The organism is Bradyrhizobium sp. AUGA SZCCT0158 (genome assembly GCF_018130065.1).
Classification (GTDB): domain Bacteria; phylum Pseudomonadota; class Alphaproteobacteria; order Rhizobiales; family Xanthobacteraceae; genus Bradyrhizobium.
Genome location: NZ_JAFCME010000006.1, coordinates 84509 through 104942, shown reverse-complemented (window position 1 = coordinate 104942; position 20434 = coordinate 84509). Strand labels below are relative to the sequence as shown.

The window sequence follows — 20434 nt, the reverse complement described above, 5'->3', positions numbered from 1 at the left end:
CCAACGGCTCGAATTCCGTCAGTGTGACGGACGTGGAGAATGTCAACGGCAGCGACTTCACCGGTGGCATTACCCCCAGCAACGACACGTTGGAGCTGCTCAACAACGTGTCGGGCGTCACCGTCAATCTTGGCGACGGCACCAACACGTTGAATCTCGCTGACGGCAACAACTCGTTCGACGCGCTCCATGGAGTCAATTTTGTTAACGGCACTTCGTCAAGCGATACGTTGACCCTGAATGGCTATCAAGGCTCCGTCGATCTTGGTGGCGGGACCGACACGCTTAACTTGAACGGAGGCTCGTTCAACCTGACCGTGATCGATGTTGAAACGATCAATGGCAGCGCCCTGCAAGACAACCTTACGATCAGCAACACATCGGGTAGCACGACCGTTACAGCGGGTGCGGGCTACGATGGGATTACGGCCGGCGCGGGGCAGGACAATTTCCGCTTTACCAGCGTGTCGGATTCGCTCGTGGGCGGCTCGGCTGACCAGATTACCAATTTCGATGCCAGCAGCGATACGTTCACCTTCTCCGGCATCGCGATTGGTGACGATCACATCGAGTATGTCGGCACCGGTGCCTTTGCCGGTAGCGGTCAGGCATCGGCCCATCTGCTTAATAATGGGCCCGGTGCCAACGTCCTGCAGATTGATATCGACGGCGACGGCACAATGACGTCGGCCGACATGGAGATCGGGCTGAACAACCTCAACGGCACGCTGAGTAATTCCAACTTCCTGCTGATCTGACGCAAAATCGGCGCAACATACGCATCGTAATCAAGAAGCCGCGCGCCAAGCGTGGCTTCTTCGCATTCTGCAACTGGAGTGGCGCCGTCTGCTGGCTTTTGAGTTGGCGAATCCCGATTTTTCGATGCCTCACGAGTGTGCGCCGCGTGAGAAATGAGGCGATCTGATCGTGCGCTGGATGAGAATCGACACCGTTCGAATTCTCGCCGCCACCGACATTAACGATCGACAGGTCCGCCTGAATGCCAACGGCCCGAACGTTTCCAGGCATCGCAATCCGCTTACAATGCTGTCGCTATAAGCAGCTGATTTGTATCACCAATCCAAAATTCTCCGATGGCATTTGGCTCGACTGTCGCAAGTGCGCAGCATGCCGTATCAGCGCGCACTCGTGTCGGGCCAGCGACGCATCCGCGCCAATATTAGCCATCGGTGCTCATTCTCCCATCGCCGCTATGTTCGGTGTGGGGAACGCGGTATTGTTACGGGGTAACGAGGCCAATTGCTAATTTCCGGTTACCGAATTGCGGCGTTGCCTAAAGTTTATGTCTGGTGTTTCGGAAGGTTTTTGAATGCGCAAGATTTCGATGTTCCTGGCATGTTGCGGTATCGCATCTGTCGTAGCCGGCCCGGCGTATGCACAGGGCACGCCCAAGCAGAAGGCAGTGCCGGCGCCACGGCCAGCAACCCAGGCCGAGGCGACGGTGCCGGCAGCAGCGGCGGCGGTCGATGAAAAAACCGCCAAAGCGATCGATGGATTCCGTTCTTCGAAGTTCGGCATGAACGAGGCGGATGTCCGCGCGGCGATCACCAAGGATTTCGGCGTCAAGCCGGATGCGATCAAGTCGCAGGACAATCCGGCCGAACTGACCCGCAGCGTATTGCTGGCCGTTCCGGACTTGCTGCCGAGCGGCGGGATCGCCGAAGTATCCTACGTGTTCGGCTACAAGTCGAAGACGCTCATCCAGGTCGGCACGGTCTGGTCGAAAGGGACGGATCCGGCGATGACGCCGGAGAAGCTGTTCTCGAATGCCAACATTCTGCGCGCCCACTTCCTGGGCGAAGGTTTCAAACCCGACACCATCGCCGTCAACACGCCCGTCGCCGGCGGTGTCCTGATGTTTCGCGGCAGCGATGCCAAGGATCGATCGGTGATCCTGCTGCTGCAGGGAACGTTCGAGACCAAAGAGAACAACCAGCGGGTCCTGACCCCGACCGGCCTGCTGCTGTTCTATGTGGCCGACACCAAGAGCCCCGACGTTTTCAAGCTCCCGCCTGGTCAATTCTGATGTCGTCCCGCTCCGGATCAACCCGACGCATGGCCGCCGGTCGCGCGCTCTTGTCACCAGCGAAGGTGAGCTGACATGCGTATGCCGCTCTCAGCCAGAAGCGAGGGTGGTCTGACGTTACGCAGGTTCTCGCGCCTGCGTTTCGTCTCGTTGATCTGCATTGCGCAGATGACGATCCTGCCGTTGCTCGGCACCAGTGTAAGAGCGCAGACGGCCAACGTGATCATTCCCGACGGCCGCACCGGAACCAGCCTGCAGACGTCGGGCAATGTCACCAACATCACCACGACCACCGTTTCCGGCGCCAACGCGTTCAATTCGTTTTCGCAGTTCGGGGTCGGGCAGGGCAACACCGTCAATCTGCAGGTGCCCAACGGCAGCCAGAACCTGATCAATATCGTCCGGGACGCGCCGGCTTACGTCAATGGAACGCTCAACTCCTATCAAAACGGCAAAATCGGCGGCAATGTCTATTTCGCCGATCCCTACGGCTTCGTGGTCGGCAAGACCGGCGTCGTCAATGTCGGCAGCCTGAACGTTTCCACGCCGTCGAAGGAATTCACCGACAGCATCGTCGGCGCCACCGGGCAGATCAACAATGCTGCCGTAAGCAGCCTGATGAACGGCTCATTCCCGATATCGCCGGACGGCAATATCCGGATTCTCGGCCGTATCAACGCCGCGGACGGGGTTCGTCTGACGGGCCAGAACGTCTTCGTCGGCGGCGGGAGGAGCCAGCGCGAGCGTGTCAACCACGAACATGCCTCCAAATTCGCGGCCTCGGTCAATTCCAAGGGCCTGCGCAGCGCCAGCGCCATCACCGTCCGCAACGGATCAATTCACATCGGAGCGGTCAACAACGCAACCATCTCCGGGCGGCTGACGGCGCGCAGCCGCACCACCACGCCGAGCACGATCACCGTCACCGCCGGAAACAATATCCAACTCGGCAAAAACGCCAGCCTGAGCACGGCCGCCAGCAAGACAGGCGACGCCGGCAACGTCACGCTCAAGAGCACCGGCGACCTGACCGTGAAGAGCGGTGCCCGGATCAACGCCAGTTCCGCCAAGGGTAACGCGGCGGTCGTTGATCTGAGCGCCAACGGTATCGTCGACATCGCCAGCGGCGTCAAAATCAACGTTGCCGCGCCTAACGGCAATGCCGGCAAGCTCATCCTCGATCCGACGGATATCGTTGTCGGCGCGGCCACCGGTGTCGCCGGCGTCAACATGTCAAATGCCACGGTCGCTGCTGCGATCTCCGCGCTCAACGGCACTGGCACATTCACGCTTTTGGCGAGCAACTCGATCACGATCAATGGAAACGGCGTCGTCGACGGCGGGACCACCGTTAACGTGACCCTGAATGCGCCGACGCTGAACCTGCTGGCGGGCAGCTACGTGAGGGGCGACACGGTCGCCCTGAGTGCCAACACGTCGGGTGGCCAGGTCAATATCAATGCGGCCAGCAATGGCGGCGCTCAGGTTTTGACGAACACCGCACTGCAGATCATTGCGTCACGGGTCGTCCTCTCCAGCACCGCCAACATGATCGTCGGCAATGGCAGCACGAGCACCAACACCGGCGCGGCCGGCTTTGTCTCCAATGCCACGATCTCCCGCTACGCCGGCGTACTAGGCGGCGGCGCCACTCTCTCGCTCAGCGCATCGTCGCAGATCACCGTCGACTCCACTGGTATTGTCGACGGCCGCCGCATGAACGGCGCCGTTTCGAACGCACATTCGGTGGAAAACATCGTATTGAGCGCGCCGACGATCAACATTGACAACGGCGGGCAGGTTCTTGCGCAGGCTGTCAATGCCGGCGGCACCAGTTTTACCTCCGGCCGGGTCATCATGAACGCCTTCGGTGCGGGTTCGGGTTTGAACATTTCGGGCACGGTCAAGGGTGCATTCCTTGGCTTCAGTACGGACCAGGCCTCGATCACCGTGGGATCGACGGCCGTGATCGTTGCCGATCCGTCCCGTGTCATCAATTTCAATGGACCATCGATCAACGTAGTGACCGGCGCGAGCATCACCGGCAGCACCGTCGGGTTCTTCTTCAACCAAAGCACGCTGACGGTCGGTGGCGCCTCGCTTACCGGGGGCAACGTACTCGCCAACAACGGCCAAGCCGGCCAGTTGTCGAATGCGATGATCGCCAAATACATCGCGGCGGTAAACGGCTCCGCAACGTTGTTGCTGTCGGCTCAGGCCAACACGCTGAATCTCAACGCCGATGCGGTGATCAACGCCGGCAGCACGATGAAGGTCGCGCTGCAGGCCCGTACGCTCAACGTCATGTCGGGCGCACAGATCGCCGCGGGCGCCGCCGCGTTTGCCTTCGACCAGGACAACGTCATCATCGGCAGTTCGGCCGATCCCAGTGCCGGGAGCGCCGGGTTCGTCAACAACACCCAGATCGCCTCGTTGATGCTGGCACTTTCCGGAGCCAGCGGATTCGAGATATCGGCGAACAATTCGATCACCCTCAACACGACCGCCGTCATCGATTCACGTTCACTGAACGCCTCGCAGAATTCGCAGGCCAACTCGCGGAACGTTACGTTGAGCGCGCCGACGATCACGATGGCCCAGGGATCGAAGATCCTTGCTCAAGCCGTCAATTTCGGTGGCTCGACCTTCACCAGCGGTGCCGTCACGCTCAACGCGACCGCGAGCGACAACCGGTCATCCGGCCATGCCAGCGCGACGACCGGCATTACGATCGACGGCCAAATCACGGGCGGGGCGATCAACATCAGCGCAACGTCGGAGGCCGTATCAAGTTTCTCGAGCAACATCGTGTCCGATTTTGCAGTTCTCGGACAGGCCATTCCAGGTTTAATCCTGGGCCTCAACGGTGGATATGTCGCCGCAAGCGCAACGGCGAATGTTGCCATCAACAGTCACGCAAACATTACCGGCACCGGCAATGTTACTATCAGCGCGAACGGCAAGGAGGTCGCCGAAGATCCCGTCATCGCCAGCACCTTGCTTGGCCTCTCGCCCGTTGGAGCAGGCGTGGTCGTCGGCACCCTCTCAGGAAACGTCTCGACCAATGTCGCATCCGGCGCGACGATCAGCGCCGGCGGCAGCCTGAACATCAACGCCATCAACGATGCGACGCTCAAGGTTTCCGCGGTGGCTGCGACCACCAGCGCACTCGTCGTTGCGACCGTCGCCTATTCGGAGGCCAACGTCACGACGACGGCGAACGTCGCGACCGGCGCCAACCTGACGGTCGGCACGGCGAGTGGGTCGGCCGGCGGCTTCGCGCTGCGCGCGCTGAACAACAACAGTTTCTCGACGTCGGCGACGTCGGTAGCCCTCAGTACCCCGGCGCTGAATGGCGGCGTTGGCGGCGCGGTAGCCATCAGCAATGCCACCACGACCGCGACGGCGACGCTCGGCGCATCGCTCGGCACCTTCGCAAACCGAATGGTCGGCTCCGTGCTGGTCGAGGCCACATCCAACACCCAGTCAAACTCGACCATGGCCTCGACTACCGTCGGCACCCCGGCATTGATTGGAGCCTTGCAAGGTGCGCTGCTTCCCAGCGCTACGGCGCCTGCCAATTTGTTCTTGCTGCAGATGAGCACGCTGTTCCAGTCGGACCTGGGTCTCAAGGCGGCGGCTGCGTTGTCGGTCGCGAATAGTACCCAAAACGCAACGGCGGCGATCGCGCAAAATCCGAGCGGCGGTGCGCCATCGATTTACTCGACCGGAAATGTAGCCGTCGTCAGCAACGTGATCGACGTCGGCGTCCGCAGCAATTCGACGGCCTCTGCGATCGCCTCAAGCTTCCCCGGCGGTACGCCGGAACCCACCGCCGTCAGTGCGGCGGTGGCATGGGGCAAATTCACACATAATTCGAACGCCTATATCGGTGCCGGTACCTTGATCGACGCACCGAATATCGGCGTGACGGCGAACACCTACATGCCGATAACCAATACCTGGCTGAAATGGGCCGGCCTTGGCGAGGTGTTGAGCCACCTCAACGGCACGCTCGGCGTCGGCGGCAACATCCTGACCAGCTACGCCAACTCGAGCGCGACTGCGGGTGAGACCGTCGCGATCGCCGGTTCGTTGAATGACTTTATCGTCAACAACAACACGACGGCATGGGTCGCGACGGGCGCAAGCCTGAACGCGACCTGTACGATCGCGGTTTGCGGTAGTGGCTCGTGGTCGGTGCCGCTTAACAGCGGCGACACACAGGATTTCAGCGCGAACCTCACCGTCGCTGCAAATACGACAACGAATTCTATCAATGCCGCCGGCAATACCGGCGCGCTCGGTCTCGGCTGGGGTAGCTCGTCAGGCGGCTCCTCGCTGGGAGGTGCGCTCAATCTCGTCCTGTTTACCAGCAATACCATTGCCGGCGTGGCTTCCGGCGCATCACTCGGTGCGGCCAACAAAATCGCCGTCGAGGCGGCGACGACCGACCAATTCTTCGGTGTGGCGCCGACATCGGGCAAGGCTGCGGGCGCCCTGGTACTGAATGGGATCACGTCGATCGCGCTGGTCGACAACACCACGCACGCATCGATTGGGCAGGGAGCCCATGTGTCTGCGCCGACGGTCAATATTCACGCGGCACAGGAACTTTCGATGATTTCGCTGGCCGGCGCGTTCTCGGCCGGCGCCGGCTCCGCTGTCGGCATAGCGGTCGCCTATCTCGGTGCGAACACCGACACCGCCGCCTACATCGGTGACAATCGTTGGGATATCAGGTCGGGTCCCTTCATTGACAATGATCGCTTCTCGGGTAACGGCGGTGGAAACGGCACAGTCGCCGCCAACACCCTCGCGCTTAGCGCGACTACCGCAGGCCGCATCACTGCCGCTTCAATCGCGGCCGCGATAACAAGTCCGACATTTTCCAGCTTTGCCAACAAGGCGGAAGCCGTAACCGACGCCGCCACCGGAGGAACCGCAGGCATCGCTACCGGTGCGAGCAAGGTCAGCCAGAAATCAGGGACCTCACCCGATGGCTTCAGCATCGACGTGGCCGGAAGTTCGTCGGTCAGCGATGTCAGCATGGGTACCAGCGCCTTTATTTCCGGTGTGACGGTCAACCGTTTCGATGCGTCGAGCACCACGGCCAGGACGCTGGTTCAGGCGCTCAACGACACTGTACTGAACAACGGATCGGGATCTGCTTCGGCCAACCTCGCCGGAAGCGATTCGCCGAGCAGCCTCGCGATAGGCGGTGCGATTGCCTCGGCGATGTCGAACAACGCAACTCTGGCCTATATCGATAACACGACCATCAATAACCACAGGTCGGTGTCGGTGCAGGCACTGAACGGCGGCGAGCAAACCGTCGTGGCCATTGCCATCGCCGGATCGCAGGGGGGCAATGCCGCGGCGGTATCGGCTTCTGTCGGCATTATCACTGACAGCGTGAACGCCTATATTCAAAACTCCACCATTAACGGCGTCAGCGGCGGCACTTCGCGCTCAGTCGAGGTGGACGCGTATCAAACCAGCAATATCGCGATCGGTGGCGGCTCGTTGTATATGGCGGGCGGCAAGGGCGGCATCGGCGTCACGATGACCTACGCCTCCATTGGCGATCCGACGGGCGGCAAGGCCGCCGACGCGCATATACGCTCGACGTCGATCAACAATTACGACACGCTTACCGTGCTGTCGGATAACGCCGGCGTCATCGCGGCGGGCGGAGCATCCGGCGGAGTCGGAGGCAACGGTCTTGGCGGCGCCATCGTCGTCTCCGAGATCACCTCATCGACGACCGCCTATATCAGCAGCAGTGCCACCGTAAACATCAATGTCACGGGCGCCGTCGTTGTGACCGCTGATAGTGTGGCTATCTCGGCGCTCGACAACGCGCTGTCAGATCTGGTGAGAGAGTCGAACAACAATCAGCTCGCATCATCCAATTGCGGAACCAGTGGCAGCCCTCAAACCTGCGTTGATTTCAGCTACGCGGCTCTTAATGGTGGCACAACGGGTACGCCTCAGGCACCCGGCGCCGCCATCATTTCGGTTGCCGGTTTGATCCAGGTTGGCAAGAACAATGTTGGCGCGTCGATCGTATACGACGATATCGCGACGACACATTCAGCCTACATCGCGGGCGTGCTGCTGACCTCAAGCAGCGGCTCCGTCTCGGTGACTGCGACCGACTCGTCGGAGATCCAGTCCGTTGCAATCGGTGTTGGCGGCGGAAACGGCCAGTTCTCGGGCCTGGCCGGGATGACCATCAGTTCGATTGGTAACACGGTTTCGGCGACCGTTGGCAACGCGCAGTCGAACACCACGAATTCGACTATTGCTTCGACAAATCTCTTTTTGGCCGCGAAGGATACCTCGAAAATTACCGGGACTGCGGCCGTGGCCGGCGTGTCGACGGGAGGCAGCGCCGCTGGCCTTGCCATTGTCTACAGCGACATTTCGAACAATGTGAGCGCCGGAATAACGGGCTCCAAGGTGGTTTCGAGCGGTCGCGTTGCCGTCGCAGCCGAATCGGTCGCCGCGATATCGACAGTTGCTGTCGGTGTCGCCATGTCGTCACAGCTCGGTCTGGCCGGATCGGTCGCCACTAATCTGATGGGCACCAATGTTACAGCCAGCATTTCCGGTGGTGCCGACGTCATCGGCGAGAACAGCGTTGCCGTGCTGGCGACCAACACCGACAACGCTGCGGTCTTCGCCGGCGCCTTTGCTATCTCGAAGGGCTCGGCCGGGGGCGCAGGCTCGCTCGTCACCAACAAGATCACCGGTAATACGTCAGCCTATATCAGCGGCGCTACCACCACGGTCGATGCGCGCGGCACCAGTTCGTCGGACACCGTGTCCGTCAATAGCGGCACCCTCAGGTATGGGCTCGATCTAGGTGCGTTCAGCGCCCCGACCGACGATACGCCCGACCTGAGCGAGACACGTGAGAATGTGCGGGGCCTTTCGGTCGTCGCCAGTTCGCACCAGGCGGTCGTCGCCAACGTGGCCAGCCTGGCCGCGAGCAGCGGCGTTTCGATCATGATCAACCCGATCGTCAACGTGATGTCGGGCGCGACCAAAGCCTATATCGACAGCGCCAGCATCGACACCCGCCTGACCAGCTCCACTTCGTTGCCCCAGATCAACGTCGCCGCCAGCAGCATGTCTTACTCCGGCACGTTCGGCCTCGGGATCGTGGCGCCGACCGGCACCGCGGGCGGCGGCGCGACCATCATCAGCACGACGATGTCGCGCGAAACGTTCGCCTATATCACCAATGCCGAGGTCGGCGGCACCGTCAACGTAGGCGGCGTGGTCTCCCCGACGGTCGGTGCGGTCACGGTCAAGGCCAATGCCGAGCAGCACGCGTCCTCGGTCGCGGTCGGCTTCAACAGCGGTTCGGTCGGCCTCAACGTCTTCAATGCCACCACGGAAGCCTATGTCGATGGCGACTCCCTGACCGCCTCGTCACTGTCCGTCAAGGCCAAGAACAGCACGGGTATCGCTTCCGCCAACGGCTCCGGCGCCTACGGCAGCAATGTGGCGATCGGCGCTGCCTTCCTGGTCCAGGTCAGTTCGAACAAGACCCTGGCTTACGTAGGCGACGAATTCCACTACCGCGGCAACAGCGCGGCCCATACGACGGCGCTGCAATTGACCGGCGCGCTCGATGTCGATGCAAGAACGATCAACGATTTCCAGGCGTTTTCGGTCGGCGGCGCGATCTCGACCGGCGGCGGGGCTGTTGCTGGCATGGCCAACATCGAGATCGCCAACAACGTCACGATCGCCGGCATCTACGACACCACGTTGACGTCGCCGACCGGCACCGCTGCGGGCGCGGTTACGGTGAACGCCAATGAGGAAGTCTACATCCGGGAGATCGCGGGTGCGCTGTCGGTTGCGACCGGCGGGGTAGGCGTCGGCGCCGCCGCCAACGTGCTGGTGTTCAAGAGCCAGACCGCGGCGGAGACCCGCAACAGCAATCTGAACTCGTCCGGGGCGATCAACGTCAATGCCCAGAGCATCAAGGAAGTGCAGTCCTATGCCGTGACCGTGGGTGCCGGCAGCTCGGTGGGCATCGGCGCGGCGATTGGCGTCATCCTCATCGGCACCAACACGGCGGACGCCGACACGCAGGGCGACCAGACCGGACAGTTCGGCGGCACCATCGCCGCCGCCAACGCCGGAACCAATTCCAGCCAGGGCAGCGGCGCGGTCGCGAGCGGTACAGCCGGCAATCCGAGCGGCGCCAACGCCACCTCGACCTATGACGTGAGCACCGTGCTGACCGGTGGCAATGACAGCGTCACAGCACAGATCGCGGGCGGCAACGTCACCGGCACCCAGGTCAACGTCAACGCCACCAGCGCCAACGCCGCGCAGCAATTCCTGCTCGGCGCCGGTTTCGGCAAGAATGTCGGCGTCGGCGCCGGTATCGGATACACCACCGTTAACAGCAGCGTTCTGGCCAATCTGAGCGCCATCGTCTCGGCTCCCACGGTCAGCGTCGCAGCTGTCGTGAAGGATGCCACCACCGGGCCTTACGCCGGCAAGACCGTGGACACCGAATCCATTGCCGGTGGCTTATCGCTTTACTTCGGCGCCCAGGCGGCCGTGGCGGTTGGCAATGTCAGCAATACCGTGACGGCGCAGCTCGGTGGCACGGTGACGGGAACGGGCGGCAACGGCGTTCAGGTGAGCGCACGCGACACCTCGACCCAGGCCGCAACGGCCGGGGGCGGCAGCGGCGGCATCGCGGCCGTCGGCGTTACGATCGCCACCACCGCAAAATCCAGTTCGGTCGCCGCCAAGATCCTGGATAACGCCAGCGTCAACAGTTCGACCGTTGCCGTTACGGCAACCGAAGCCGGCGAATTGTCGGCGTCGGCGACGGCGGTTGCCGGCGGCATCGTCTCCGGCACCGGCGCGGCCGCGACCGCGAGGGAAGATTCCACCGTACTGGCGGAGATCGGCAGCAGTGCCGCGATCACGACCTCCTCGACTGGTCTCGGCACCCTGGTATCGGCTTCGGCGACGCCGGACATCTCGGCGACTTCGCTGGGTGTCGCCGTCGGCGGCGGCGCGATCGGTGTCTCCGTGGCGCTGGCGAGTTCGGCGCTCAACGTCACCTCCCGCGTTGGCAACAGCACCACTTTCACCGGGGGTGACGTTTCCGTCACCGCCATGGCGCTGACGCCCAGCAGCGGCAACGGCATCTATGCCCGTGCGATCGCGGGCGGCGGTGGGTCGCTGATCGGCGTCCAGGGCAGCTACGCCGAGACCAGGGAGAACTCGACGGTCAGTGCCTATGGCGGGACGGGAATTACGCTGCCGGACGGCGACTTCATCATTGCCGCCCAAAACGACAGCAACCAGTACGCGACAGCGACGGGTATCGCGGCCGGCTATATCGCGGCGGGCGCGACCATCAGCAAGGTCACATCCAACGCCACCACGGAGGCCTATCTGGGGGCGGGGGCGATCACCACCGCGAACCATATCGGGATCCTGCAGATCACCGCGGTCGGCACCGACAGCCTTGCGTCCAGCGCGACGGCCGGCTCGGGCGGTACCATCGCCGGCGCCGCGGCGGTCGCGTTGATCAACAACACCGCGACGACGAGCGCGAATCTTTACGGTAACGCGACGTCCAACACGCTTTACCTCGGCGGGCTGAACATCCAGGCCCAGCATCAGACAAATTATGCCGGCAATGGCGACGCCTTCCAGGCGTCCTTTGCCGGCGCCAGCGGCGGCAACGCGACCAACAATATCACCTCGACCACGACGGCCGGCGTCGGAACCAACCTGATCATTCATTCCGCCGGCGGCGACATGCTCGTGATCTCCAACGACATCGTCAATCAGGTCGGTGGCGGAGCGCGGGCAGGGTCGGGCGGCGTGGCTGCGGGCGCCGCGACGGTGAGTGACGCCCACGTCACCCAGAGGGCGACCACGAATATCGGCAGCGGCACGATCCTCAGCCTCAACGACGATCCGTTGACCTCAACGGCCAAGGTCAACATCGAAGCCTACAACTCGCTGCGCACCGTCGACAGCGTCAGCCTGACCGCGGGCGGCTTGTTTGCCGGCGGCGGGGCGCGGTCCAATATGACGGCGAACGCCTACGCCACGGTGAACATTGACGCGACCGAGATCTTCAGCGCCGGTAACCTCTTCATCGGCACGGCGTCGTCGCTGATCGCGTACAACTACGCCAACGCGAACCTCTACGGCGCCATCACCGGCGCCGGCGCCAGCACCAATACCTCGCTGACCGCGAACCAGGCCGTCAACGTCAGCGGCGATACGACGCTGCTGGCCTGGGGCCTGCTCAATCTCACCGCCGGCCAGGCCGGCGACGGCAGCAAGTACAGCCAGGTGAGCGCCAACGCGACCACCGTGGTCTACAACCAGACCTTGATCCCGATTACCGCCGTGTATAGCGGCACGGCCACGGCGCGCAGCTATTCCGACCTGAATATCGCCGGCGGCGCGCGGGTGCTCGGCGTGAACAACGTCTCGCTTGCAGCGACCAAAGGCGCCGTATCCGCGAATGGCAGGGGCACCAATTACAATCCATATCTGACGCTGTTCAGCACCGAGAACCACGACAACCACAGCGATGCGACCCAGGTCCGCGGCAACATCTCGCAGAACGGCGTCGTGGTGGCCGGCATCTACCATCAGCAATCGATCCTCATCGCTGTCGGCGCCACCACGCCAACGCTAACAACGACCAGCCCGTACGCGCTGACTCTCGAACTGGTCTCCAATCCCAATAATTTCAGCACGGTCAAGAAGTACAATCACCAGACCATCCAGTACGCGGTCGTCAACGGGTTCAATCCCTATCAGACCATCGTCTCGCAGATCGCAACGTTGAGCGGGTTGTCGACGGCGGATGTGCAGACGGTGCTGTCGGGTGCCAATCCCACCATCACGATTGCCACTGCTAATGATCCGACCGGTGATATCCAGCGACAGGTCAACACGCTGATCCAGCAGGCGCCGTTCGCCGCCAACGTCGCCGGCGCGTCGATCGCGCTCGGCGATATCATGGTCTCGGGCGGCAACGTCTCGATCCTGGCCGATACGATGAGCGGCACGCAGGTGGCCGGCAAGGCCGCACCGCTTGTCTCGTCCCGGGACTCCGTCTCGATCAACATCGAGAACCAGGGCCTGAACTTCATGTCGGTGTCGAGGATGACGGTGACCGGGGTCAGCGGTGGCCACAATATCTTTACGGGTGCGGCGACCGACACCACGTCGCCCGGCATCACATTCCAGCAGGATCTGACGGGCTCGACGCCGGTCGTCGCCGTAAACGCCAGCTATAACCGCAAGGACCCGAACACCGGCCTCGGCGTCGATCTGAACGGAATCCCGCTGACCAAGACCCCCGATATCTACTTCAACGGCGAGGTCACCAACCTCAACGGCCTGCTCAACATCTCCAACGCGCTCGGCAACGTGGTCGCATCGAAGACCTACAACGCGGCGACGATCCAGGTGGTGGTCCCGAACGGCACCTTCACGTTCAATGGCGGGGTCGGCAGCATCTACAACACCAACGGCACCGTGTCGTCGCAGTGGGCGGGCGTCCAGTTCAGGCCCACCGACACGCTGACCGCCGTCATGACGGCGGCGACGTGGCTCGGAACGTACGGCCAGTACGTTCCAGGCGAGGTCTACATTGCCGGCAACGGCACCTACAAACCGTATACCCATTATTGCTGCAACGGCGGCAGCGGCAGCGCGGCTGCTGTACCGAACAGCGTGGTGTTCACCGCGCGCATGCTCAACCTGTTTTATGACGGCGTTTCGCTTTACTCGGCGATCTTCCTGCCGTCAGGCGAGGGCATTCCTGGAAACCTCGCTCAAATCGAGGGAGCCAATCCTGCCATCGTCTCGACCAGGCCTTGGGAGAAGAGCACCTATGACGGTCAGACCGTGTATGGTGACAACGGAAGCCCGTTCCATTGCTTGGGCTGCGCAGCCTTCTTCCAGGTCATCAACATCCAGTCCGCGGCGGTGACGCCAATAACCGCTGCGACGACCACCACGGCGGCGGCGCCCAACGCCTTTGCCATCGGCAAAGCCATCATCCTGTCGGCGTCGGTGCTCAACGTCAACGGAACCATCCAGAGCGGACAGAGCAGCAACTATTCGGTCAATATCGGCACCAACGTCAGGAACGCCATTGACAGCCTGCGCGCCGACACGCTGGCAAACTTGTCGCTCGCCCAGGCCCAGACCAATGCCCAGAACGGCAATTATCTCGACCTGACCCCGTATCTGACCAAGGTCAACGGCGGCGACGTGCAGGTTGGCGCTCGGTACAACGTGCTGACCGACCAGATCGTGCTGAACAGCGTGGTGCAGGGCACCGGTGGCTATGTCTACTTGAACGGCCGGATCATCAGCACGTCCACGAGCGGCACGTCGCAGGGCAACATCATCGTCAATGGCGGCGCCGGCACGATCACCGTCAACAACACGACCGGGACAACGCTCGTCACCAACACGATTAACACCGGCGTCAGCGCCGCAAGCGTCATCCAGATCGTCGACCAGCTCAAGCAGCAGACCACCTGGTACGTCTACAACGCCGCGGCGCCTGGCGGACAGCAGGTCAGCACCTACCGGACCGCAGGCGTCAACGCGAGCGGCTACAATTCGGGGATGCTGGTCGGCCTCAGCGGAACCTCGGGCGTGGTCTACCAGCCGCAGGCCAACCAATATTATCAATGGGTCGACACCGCGACGCTGACGCGTCCCGTCACCAGCACTGCCGCGGACTATGGCTGGACCTTCAGCGGCGTCTCGGCCAACTCGCCGACCTATCCCTACACACAGACCACGAGCCTCGTCTCGAACGTGCAGCAGGTCGTCAACGGCGTTGCGACCGGACAGTTGCAGACCGCCAACTTCCAGGAAGTCGTCACGGCGACCGGCGCTTACCATTCAAACAACTTCAACACCGGCAGTGGTGCATGCTGCGGCAGCCTCAAACAGTACAATTGGTACCAGCAGATCTACGACCGCCTGACCTTGACGTTGACGAACACCGTCAAGGCTTCCTACGACATCGGCATCCACATCAACGGCGGCGGTTCCAGCTCGGTGGCGGTGACATCTGACGCCAGCATCGTGATCAATGGACCGATCAACAATCTGCAGGGCGCAACGACCGTCACCGCGACGGGCGCCAATTCGTCCATTACGGTCGGTGCGACCGCCAATAATCCGCTGATTTCCGGCACCAACGTCACGCTCAGGGCAGATGGCGGTATCGGCTCGCTCGCGGGGACGAAGACGCCGGTGCCGGTTCAGGTCTATGGCGGCAGGCTGAACGCAACATCGATCGACCGTGACATCGCCATTGCCGCGCAGGGATCGCTGGTGATCGGTCAGGTGAAGGCCAATTCGGCAATCGCGGGCAACGCGCCGCAAGGAAACATATTCCTGTCGGCGACCGGCGACATCAGTTCGGGTTCACCCTACAACGTCGCCAACCCGGTCGTGGTCGGCAAATCGATCGAGATTAATTCGACGGGCGGCGCCATCGGCGCGGTTTCAGGTGTCAGCAACGGGGCAACGGTTCTCACCAACGTCAACCCGCTGGTGGTCCAGGCCACGGGGACGACCCTGATCAACGGCAGCGTCGATGGCGGGCTTCTCAACAGTACGTCCTCGACCGGTACCTACATCGTGCAATCGACCGGCGATCTCAGGCTCGGCAAGGTTTCGTCTGGCGGAGGAGTCTTCCTGGCGGCCGCCGCATCCGACGGTGCCACCGCCAACATCCTCAACGGCCTGTCGGCTGGCGGGTTGACCGCCGAGCAGAGCGCGCACCTTCAGGATGTCTGGACCAGCCTCAACCTGGTGAGCGGCTCCGCGGCGGCTTCCGTGACCGCCTACGAGTCGATGATCAAGGCGGCCTACAACGATTATTGGCAGCTGCGGAATCTGGCGTTTGCCGACGGCAGCACGTACGCGCTCACCTCGCTGGGAGCCACCGTGCTCAGGGCCCAGGTCGCTGGCAAGCTCGACATCGATCCCGCTGCTGTCACGACGGCTCAGATGAAGACCGAGGCGGAAACGCGGTTTGAAAAGGCCCAGTATCTGCTCGGCATCAAGACGGAGACTCAGCTTACGAATGGGCTCACGACGCTGTTCGGCGCCAACCTTGCCTCGAATGCAACCCTGCAGGCGGCGCCGGATCTGACCGTGTCGCTTACGGCGTACAATCCGAACTTCAGTTATTCGCTGTCGACCAGTTCGACGCTCTACGCGAAGATCACATCGGGTTCGCAGTGGACGCAGGATCAGCTCAAATACACCGTGAGTGCCGCCGCCAATCCGGCCACCGCTGTGGCGCCGGCGCCGATCGGCGAACTCACGCCCGCGAACGTCAGCGGCCGGCAGGTCATGCTGTACGCGCCAAACGGTTCGGTCGGCAACCTGGCCAGGCCCGTGGACTTCTCCTTCACCAGCACGGGTTCCTCGTCGTTGTCGGACGTACAGAAGGCCCTGCTGGCCTCGGCCGGTCCGTCACAACTGACGGTGACGCCGACAACCGACCAGGCTACCGGTGTCATCACGTATAATGTGAGCGTGTCGCAGCAGAGCTACGTCGTTCTCAATCCGATCGACGCCGTTGCCGCCAAGGTGCAGAGCGACATCTATCTGGCCAGCAAGTCCGACCTGAAGCTGGGTGGTATCGCCAACGCAACGTTTGGCCCGATCACGGCGGCACAGTCCAACGGCGTGCAGACCGTGAGTGGCGACGTCAAGCTTAACGCCGTCGGCGACATATTCGCGGGCATTGCCAATCAGCCGGTAATCTCCGGCAACATCAGGGATCTCACCCTGATCTCGGAAACCGGCAACATCGGCCAGGCGCCAGCGGCCGGAACCAACCCGGCGAACAATCCGAACGCCCTCCAGATCGCTTTCGCCAACCCGTCGACCAACCAGCTCGACCAGGTCGTGGCGGCGCAGGGCGGCATCTATCTGAAACAGACCACCGGCGACCTTGTCCTCGGCAACGTCACCGCCGCCGGCGCGATCCAGTTCGCGGCGACCGGCAGCATCTATGCCCAGCCGCAGTTTACCGACCGGACCGCGGTCCATATCGCGGGCGCATCGCTGGACGTGCGCGCCGGTGGCAATGTCGGCTTCAACGGCACGACGGCCCAACCGCTGCAGGTCAAGATATCGGGCGCGATCACTGGCACCTCGGTCGGCGCTATGACGATCCTGGCCCCGTCGGACAACCTGAATATCGGTACGAGCGGAACCTACGGCGGGCTTTCCGCCGGCGGCGCGATGACGCTCCGGACGCCGGTTGGCGCGCTCAATATCAATGCCGACATCACCAGTGACGGCCTGATGCAATTGCTCGTCAACGGCGCGGTGACGTTCACGGCCGGTACCAGCGCCGATCCGATTGTCGCCCAGAGCACCAACGGAGCGGTGACGCTGGCCTCGGCGTCGCTCACCATGGGCGCCTACACCGCCATCAACGCCGCGGGCGTAATCACCGTGGCGACCACCGGGGATGCCACGCTCGGCCAGCTCAACTCGTCGGCATCCTATGCCGCGGCCGGCAATGCGGCTTCCATCGTGGTTTCGGCCGGCGGCGTTTCCGCGGGCGCGATCCTGAGCAACGCCGACGGCCAGACCAACCTGGTGGCCTCGGGCACCAATGCACGGGTCGCGCTCAACGCCAACAGCATCGGAACATCGACGCGGCGGATCACCCTGAACGCGCCATACCTGGCCGCCACGGCGACCGATGGCGGCATCTATACCGGCGCGCTGGCTGACCTCGAGGCGAGCCTGCTGTCGGCCGTCAGGGGAAGCGTGGATGTGCAGGGCAGCGGCAGCCTGACGCTGAACAGCGTTCTGGCCGGCACGGCGACCGGCGCCAACGGCACCTTTACGGCGCGGGCAACCACCAGCGGCAGCAACATCGTCGTCGGGGCGGCCGCCAGCAGCGGCAACCAGACAGTTCATGCCGACGGCAACGTCACCTTCAACCAGCTCACGGCGACGGGTGCCGGCAGCGATCCCGGCGATATCACCGTCAACGCCGATCACGGTTACGTCCTGGCGCAGACAGTCGTTAACGGCGGCGTCACGACGCCGGGTTCGGTCGCGGCCAATGGTTCGGCTTCGCTGACGGCGGCCACCACCATCACCGGTTCAACGCTGTCCGCGACGACCGGATCGGCCTCGCTGCTGGCCGGCGGCCTGATCGACTGGACCGCGCTGACCGCGGGCACGACGCTGGGGATCAATTCGACCGGCAGCAGCATCACGCTCAGGACCGCGCAGAGCGGCGGCAGCCAGACCCTGCACGCCAACCAGAACGTCACGTTCAACCAGCTGTCCGCCACCGGCATCACCGGCGACGTCGGAAGCATCAACGTCAGTGCCGACAACGGTTTCATCCTGGCAGAGACCGTGGTTGCCGGCGGTGTCACGACGCCGGGTTCGGTCGCAGCCAACGGCTCGGTTTCGCTGACGGCCGCCACGACCATCACCGGCGCGACACTGGCGGCGACCACCGGTTCGGCCTCGCTCGTGGCCGGCGGCCTGATCGACTGGACTGCGCTGGTCGCGGGTACGACGTTGGGGATCAGTTCGACCGGCGGCAGCGTCACGCTCAGGACCGCGCAGAGCGGCGGTAGCCAGACGCTGCACGCCAGTCAGAACGTCACGTTCAACCAGCTGGCCGCCACCGGCATCAGCAGCGACGTCGGAAACATCAACGTTAACGCCGCCAACGGCTTCATCCTGGCAGAGACTGTCGTTGCCGGTGGCGTCACAACGCCGGGTTCGGTCTCAGCCAATGGCTCAGCTTCGCTGACGGCCGCCACGACCATCACCGGCACGACGCTGGCGGCGACGACCGGTTCGGCCTCGCTCCTGGCCGCCGGCCTGATCGACTGGACCGCTCTGACAGCAGGTACGACGCTGGGGGTCAATTCGACTGGCAGCAGCATCGCGCTTGCGTCAGCACAGAGCGGCGGCACGCAAACGCTGCACGCCAGGCAGAACGTGACGTTCAATCAGCTCACCACCAGCGGCATCGCGGGTGACGCGGGCAACGTCAACATCAACGCCGATACCGGCAAGCTCGCCGGCGGCTCGATCAATGCCCATGGTTCCGCCAGCCTGATCGCGGCGACCAGCAACACCGGCAACAACCTCACGGCCGTCACCGGCGGCGCGTTGCTGCAGGGAACGCTGATCGACTGGACCAACCTCAACGCTGCCAGCGCACTCGGCATCACCGCGACGGCGAACGGGATCACGCTGGGAACGGCGATCAGCGGCGGCACCCAGACCTTGCAGGCGCATGGCGACATCGTCTTCAAGCAGCTGACTGCCAATGGCATCCCCGGCGATGCCGGTGACGTCAATCTGAGCTCCAACTTCGGGTCAATCCTGGGAGGATCGGTTTATGCCAATGGCGACACCCGTTTCGATACGGCGGACTCGATCAGCCTCGATCAGATCCGGGGCAATACGGTCGCACTGTCCGCGCCGGGCGACCTCACCATCAAATGGGTTGGCGTCGTCAAGCGACTGGATCTTGCCGCCAACAACACCATCAACGTCGTCGGCGGGCAAATTCCATCGACGCCATTGATCCCGCTGATCATGAACGTCACCGGTTACAAAGGCGGCGTCGCGACCTCGGCCAATCTCAACATCGATCCGGATACGATCATCGTGAACCAGTTCAGGGTCGTTGACGCGAACTTCGTCACCGACGCGCCGAACGTCACGATCGTCAACGGCTTCGTGCCGGGCCAGCTGATGCTGACGACGCTGACCCAACGGATCCTGCTGGACAACCGTTCGCCGTCGCCGTCGAACTGGGCGACGCTGCAGCTCTACCAGCCGGGCGGCGTGTTCACGATGAGCCACAACGGCAACGCCAACGTCACCGACAGCTACGTCGTTCTCTACAATGGCGACATCTCGGCGACCGTGACCAACTATGTGGGTTCGCACACCTGCTGCAGCAGCTTCACCGGCTCGATGGCGATCCGCAACATCGCCAACGATACGGAGGGCACGGAAACGCTCAACGCCTGGTTGGCGCAAAAGAGCGGCGCCGAAACGTTCTACCTGCTTGGCCTTGCCGGAAACGCGAGACTGGAGGCGCTGCTCACCCCGAAGCCGGTTGAGGTGATCGGATCGGGACCGGCCGTGAATATTGAGGGGCTTACGGAAGCCAGGAAGCTTCGGCAGCTCCAGCGTGAAGGGCGCAAGAACGGCCGTCCGGGCTGGAACAGCACCGGGCTTGATGGACGTGCAAAAGGGAATGCCAATCGGTTCGCGGATGCCAGGGAGAATGGCAATCCGGTAGTTCAGTTCTAAGGCAAC

Annotated in this window: 3 protein-coding genes; all 3 read left to right on the top strand. The window is 62.9% G+C overall.

All coding sequences use genetic code 11. The annotated features are described in order from the left end of the window. Positions 1–32: 32 nt before the first annotated feature. The gene (locus JQ574_RS10650; RefSeq protein WP_212208663.1) at positions 33–758 is read left to right on the top strand and encodes a hypothetical protein; all 726 of its coding nucleotides are present in this window, start codon (positions 33–35) and stop codon (positions 756–758) included. A gap of 572 nt (positions 759–1330) precedes the next feature. Beyond that, positions 1331–2047 (top strand): hypothetical protein, encoded by a 717-nt coding sequence (locus tag JQ574_RS10645; RefSeq protein WP_212208664.1) that lies wholly within the window; start codon positions 1331–1333, stop codon positions 2045–2047. A 75-nt stretch (positions 2048–2122) separates the two neighbouring features. Then, on the top strand, positions 2123–20428 hold the full coding sequence (locus tag JQ574_RS10640) for a leukotoxin LktA family filamentous adhesin (protein WP_212383491.1): 18306 nt from the start codon (positions 2123–2125) through the stop codon (positions 20426–20428). Positions 20429–20434 lie beyond the last annotated feature (6 nt).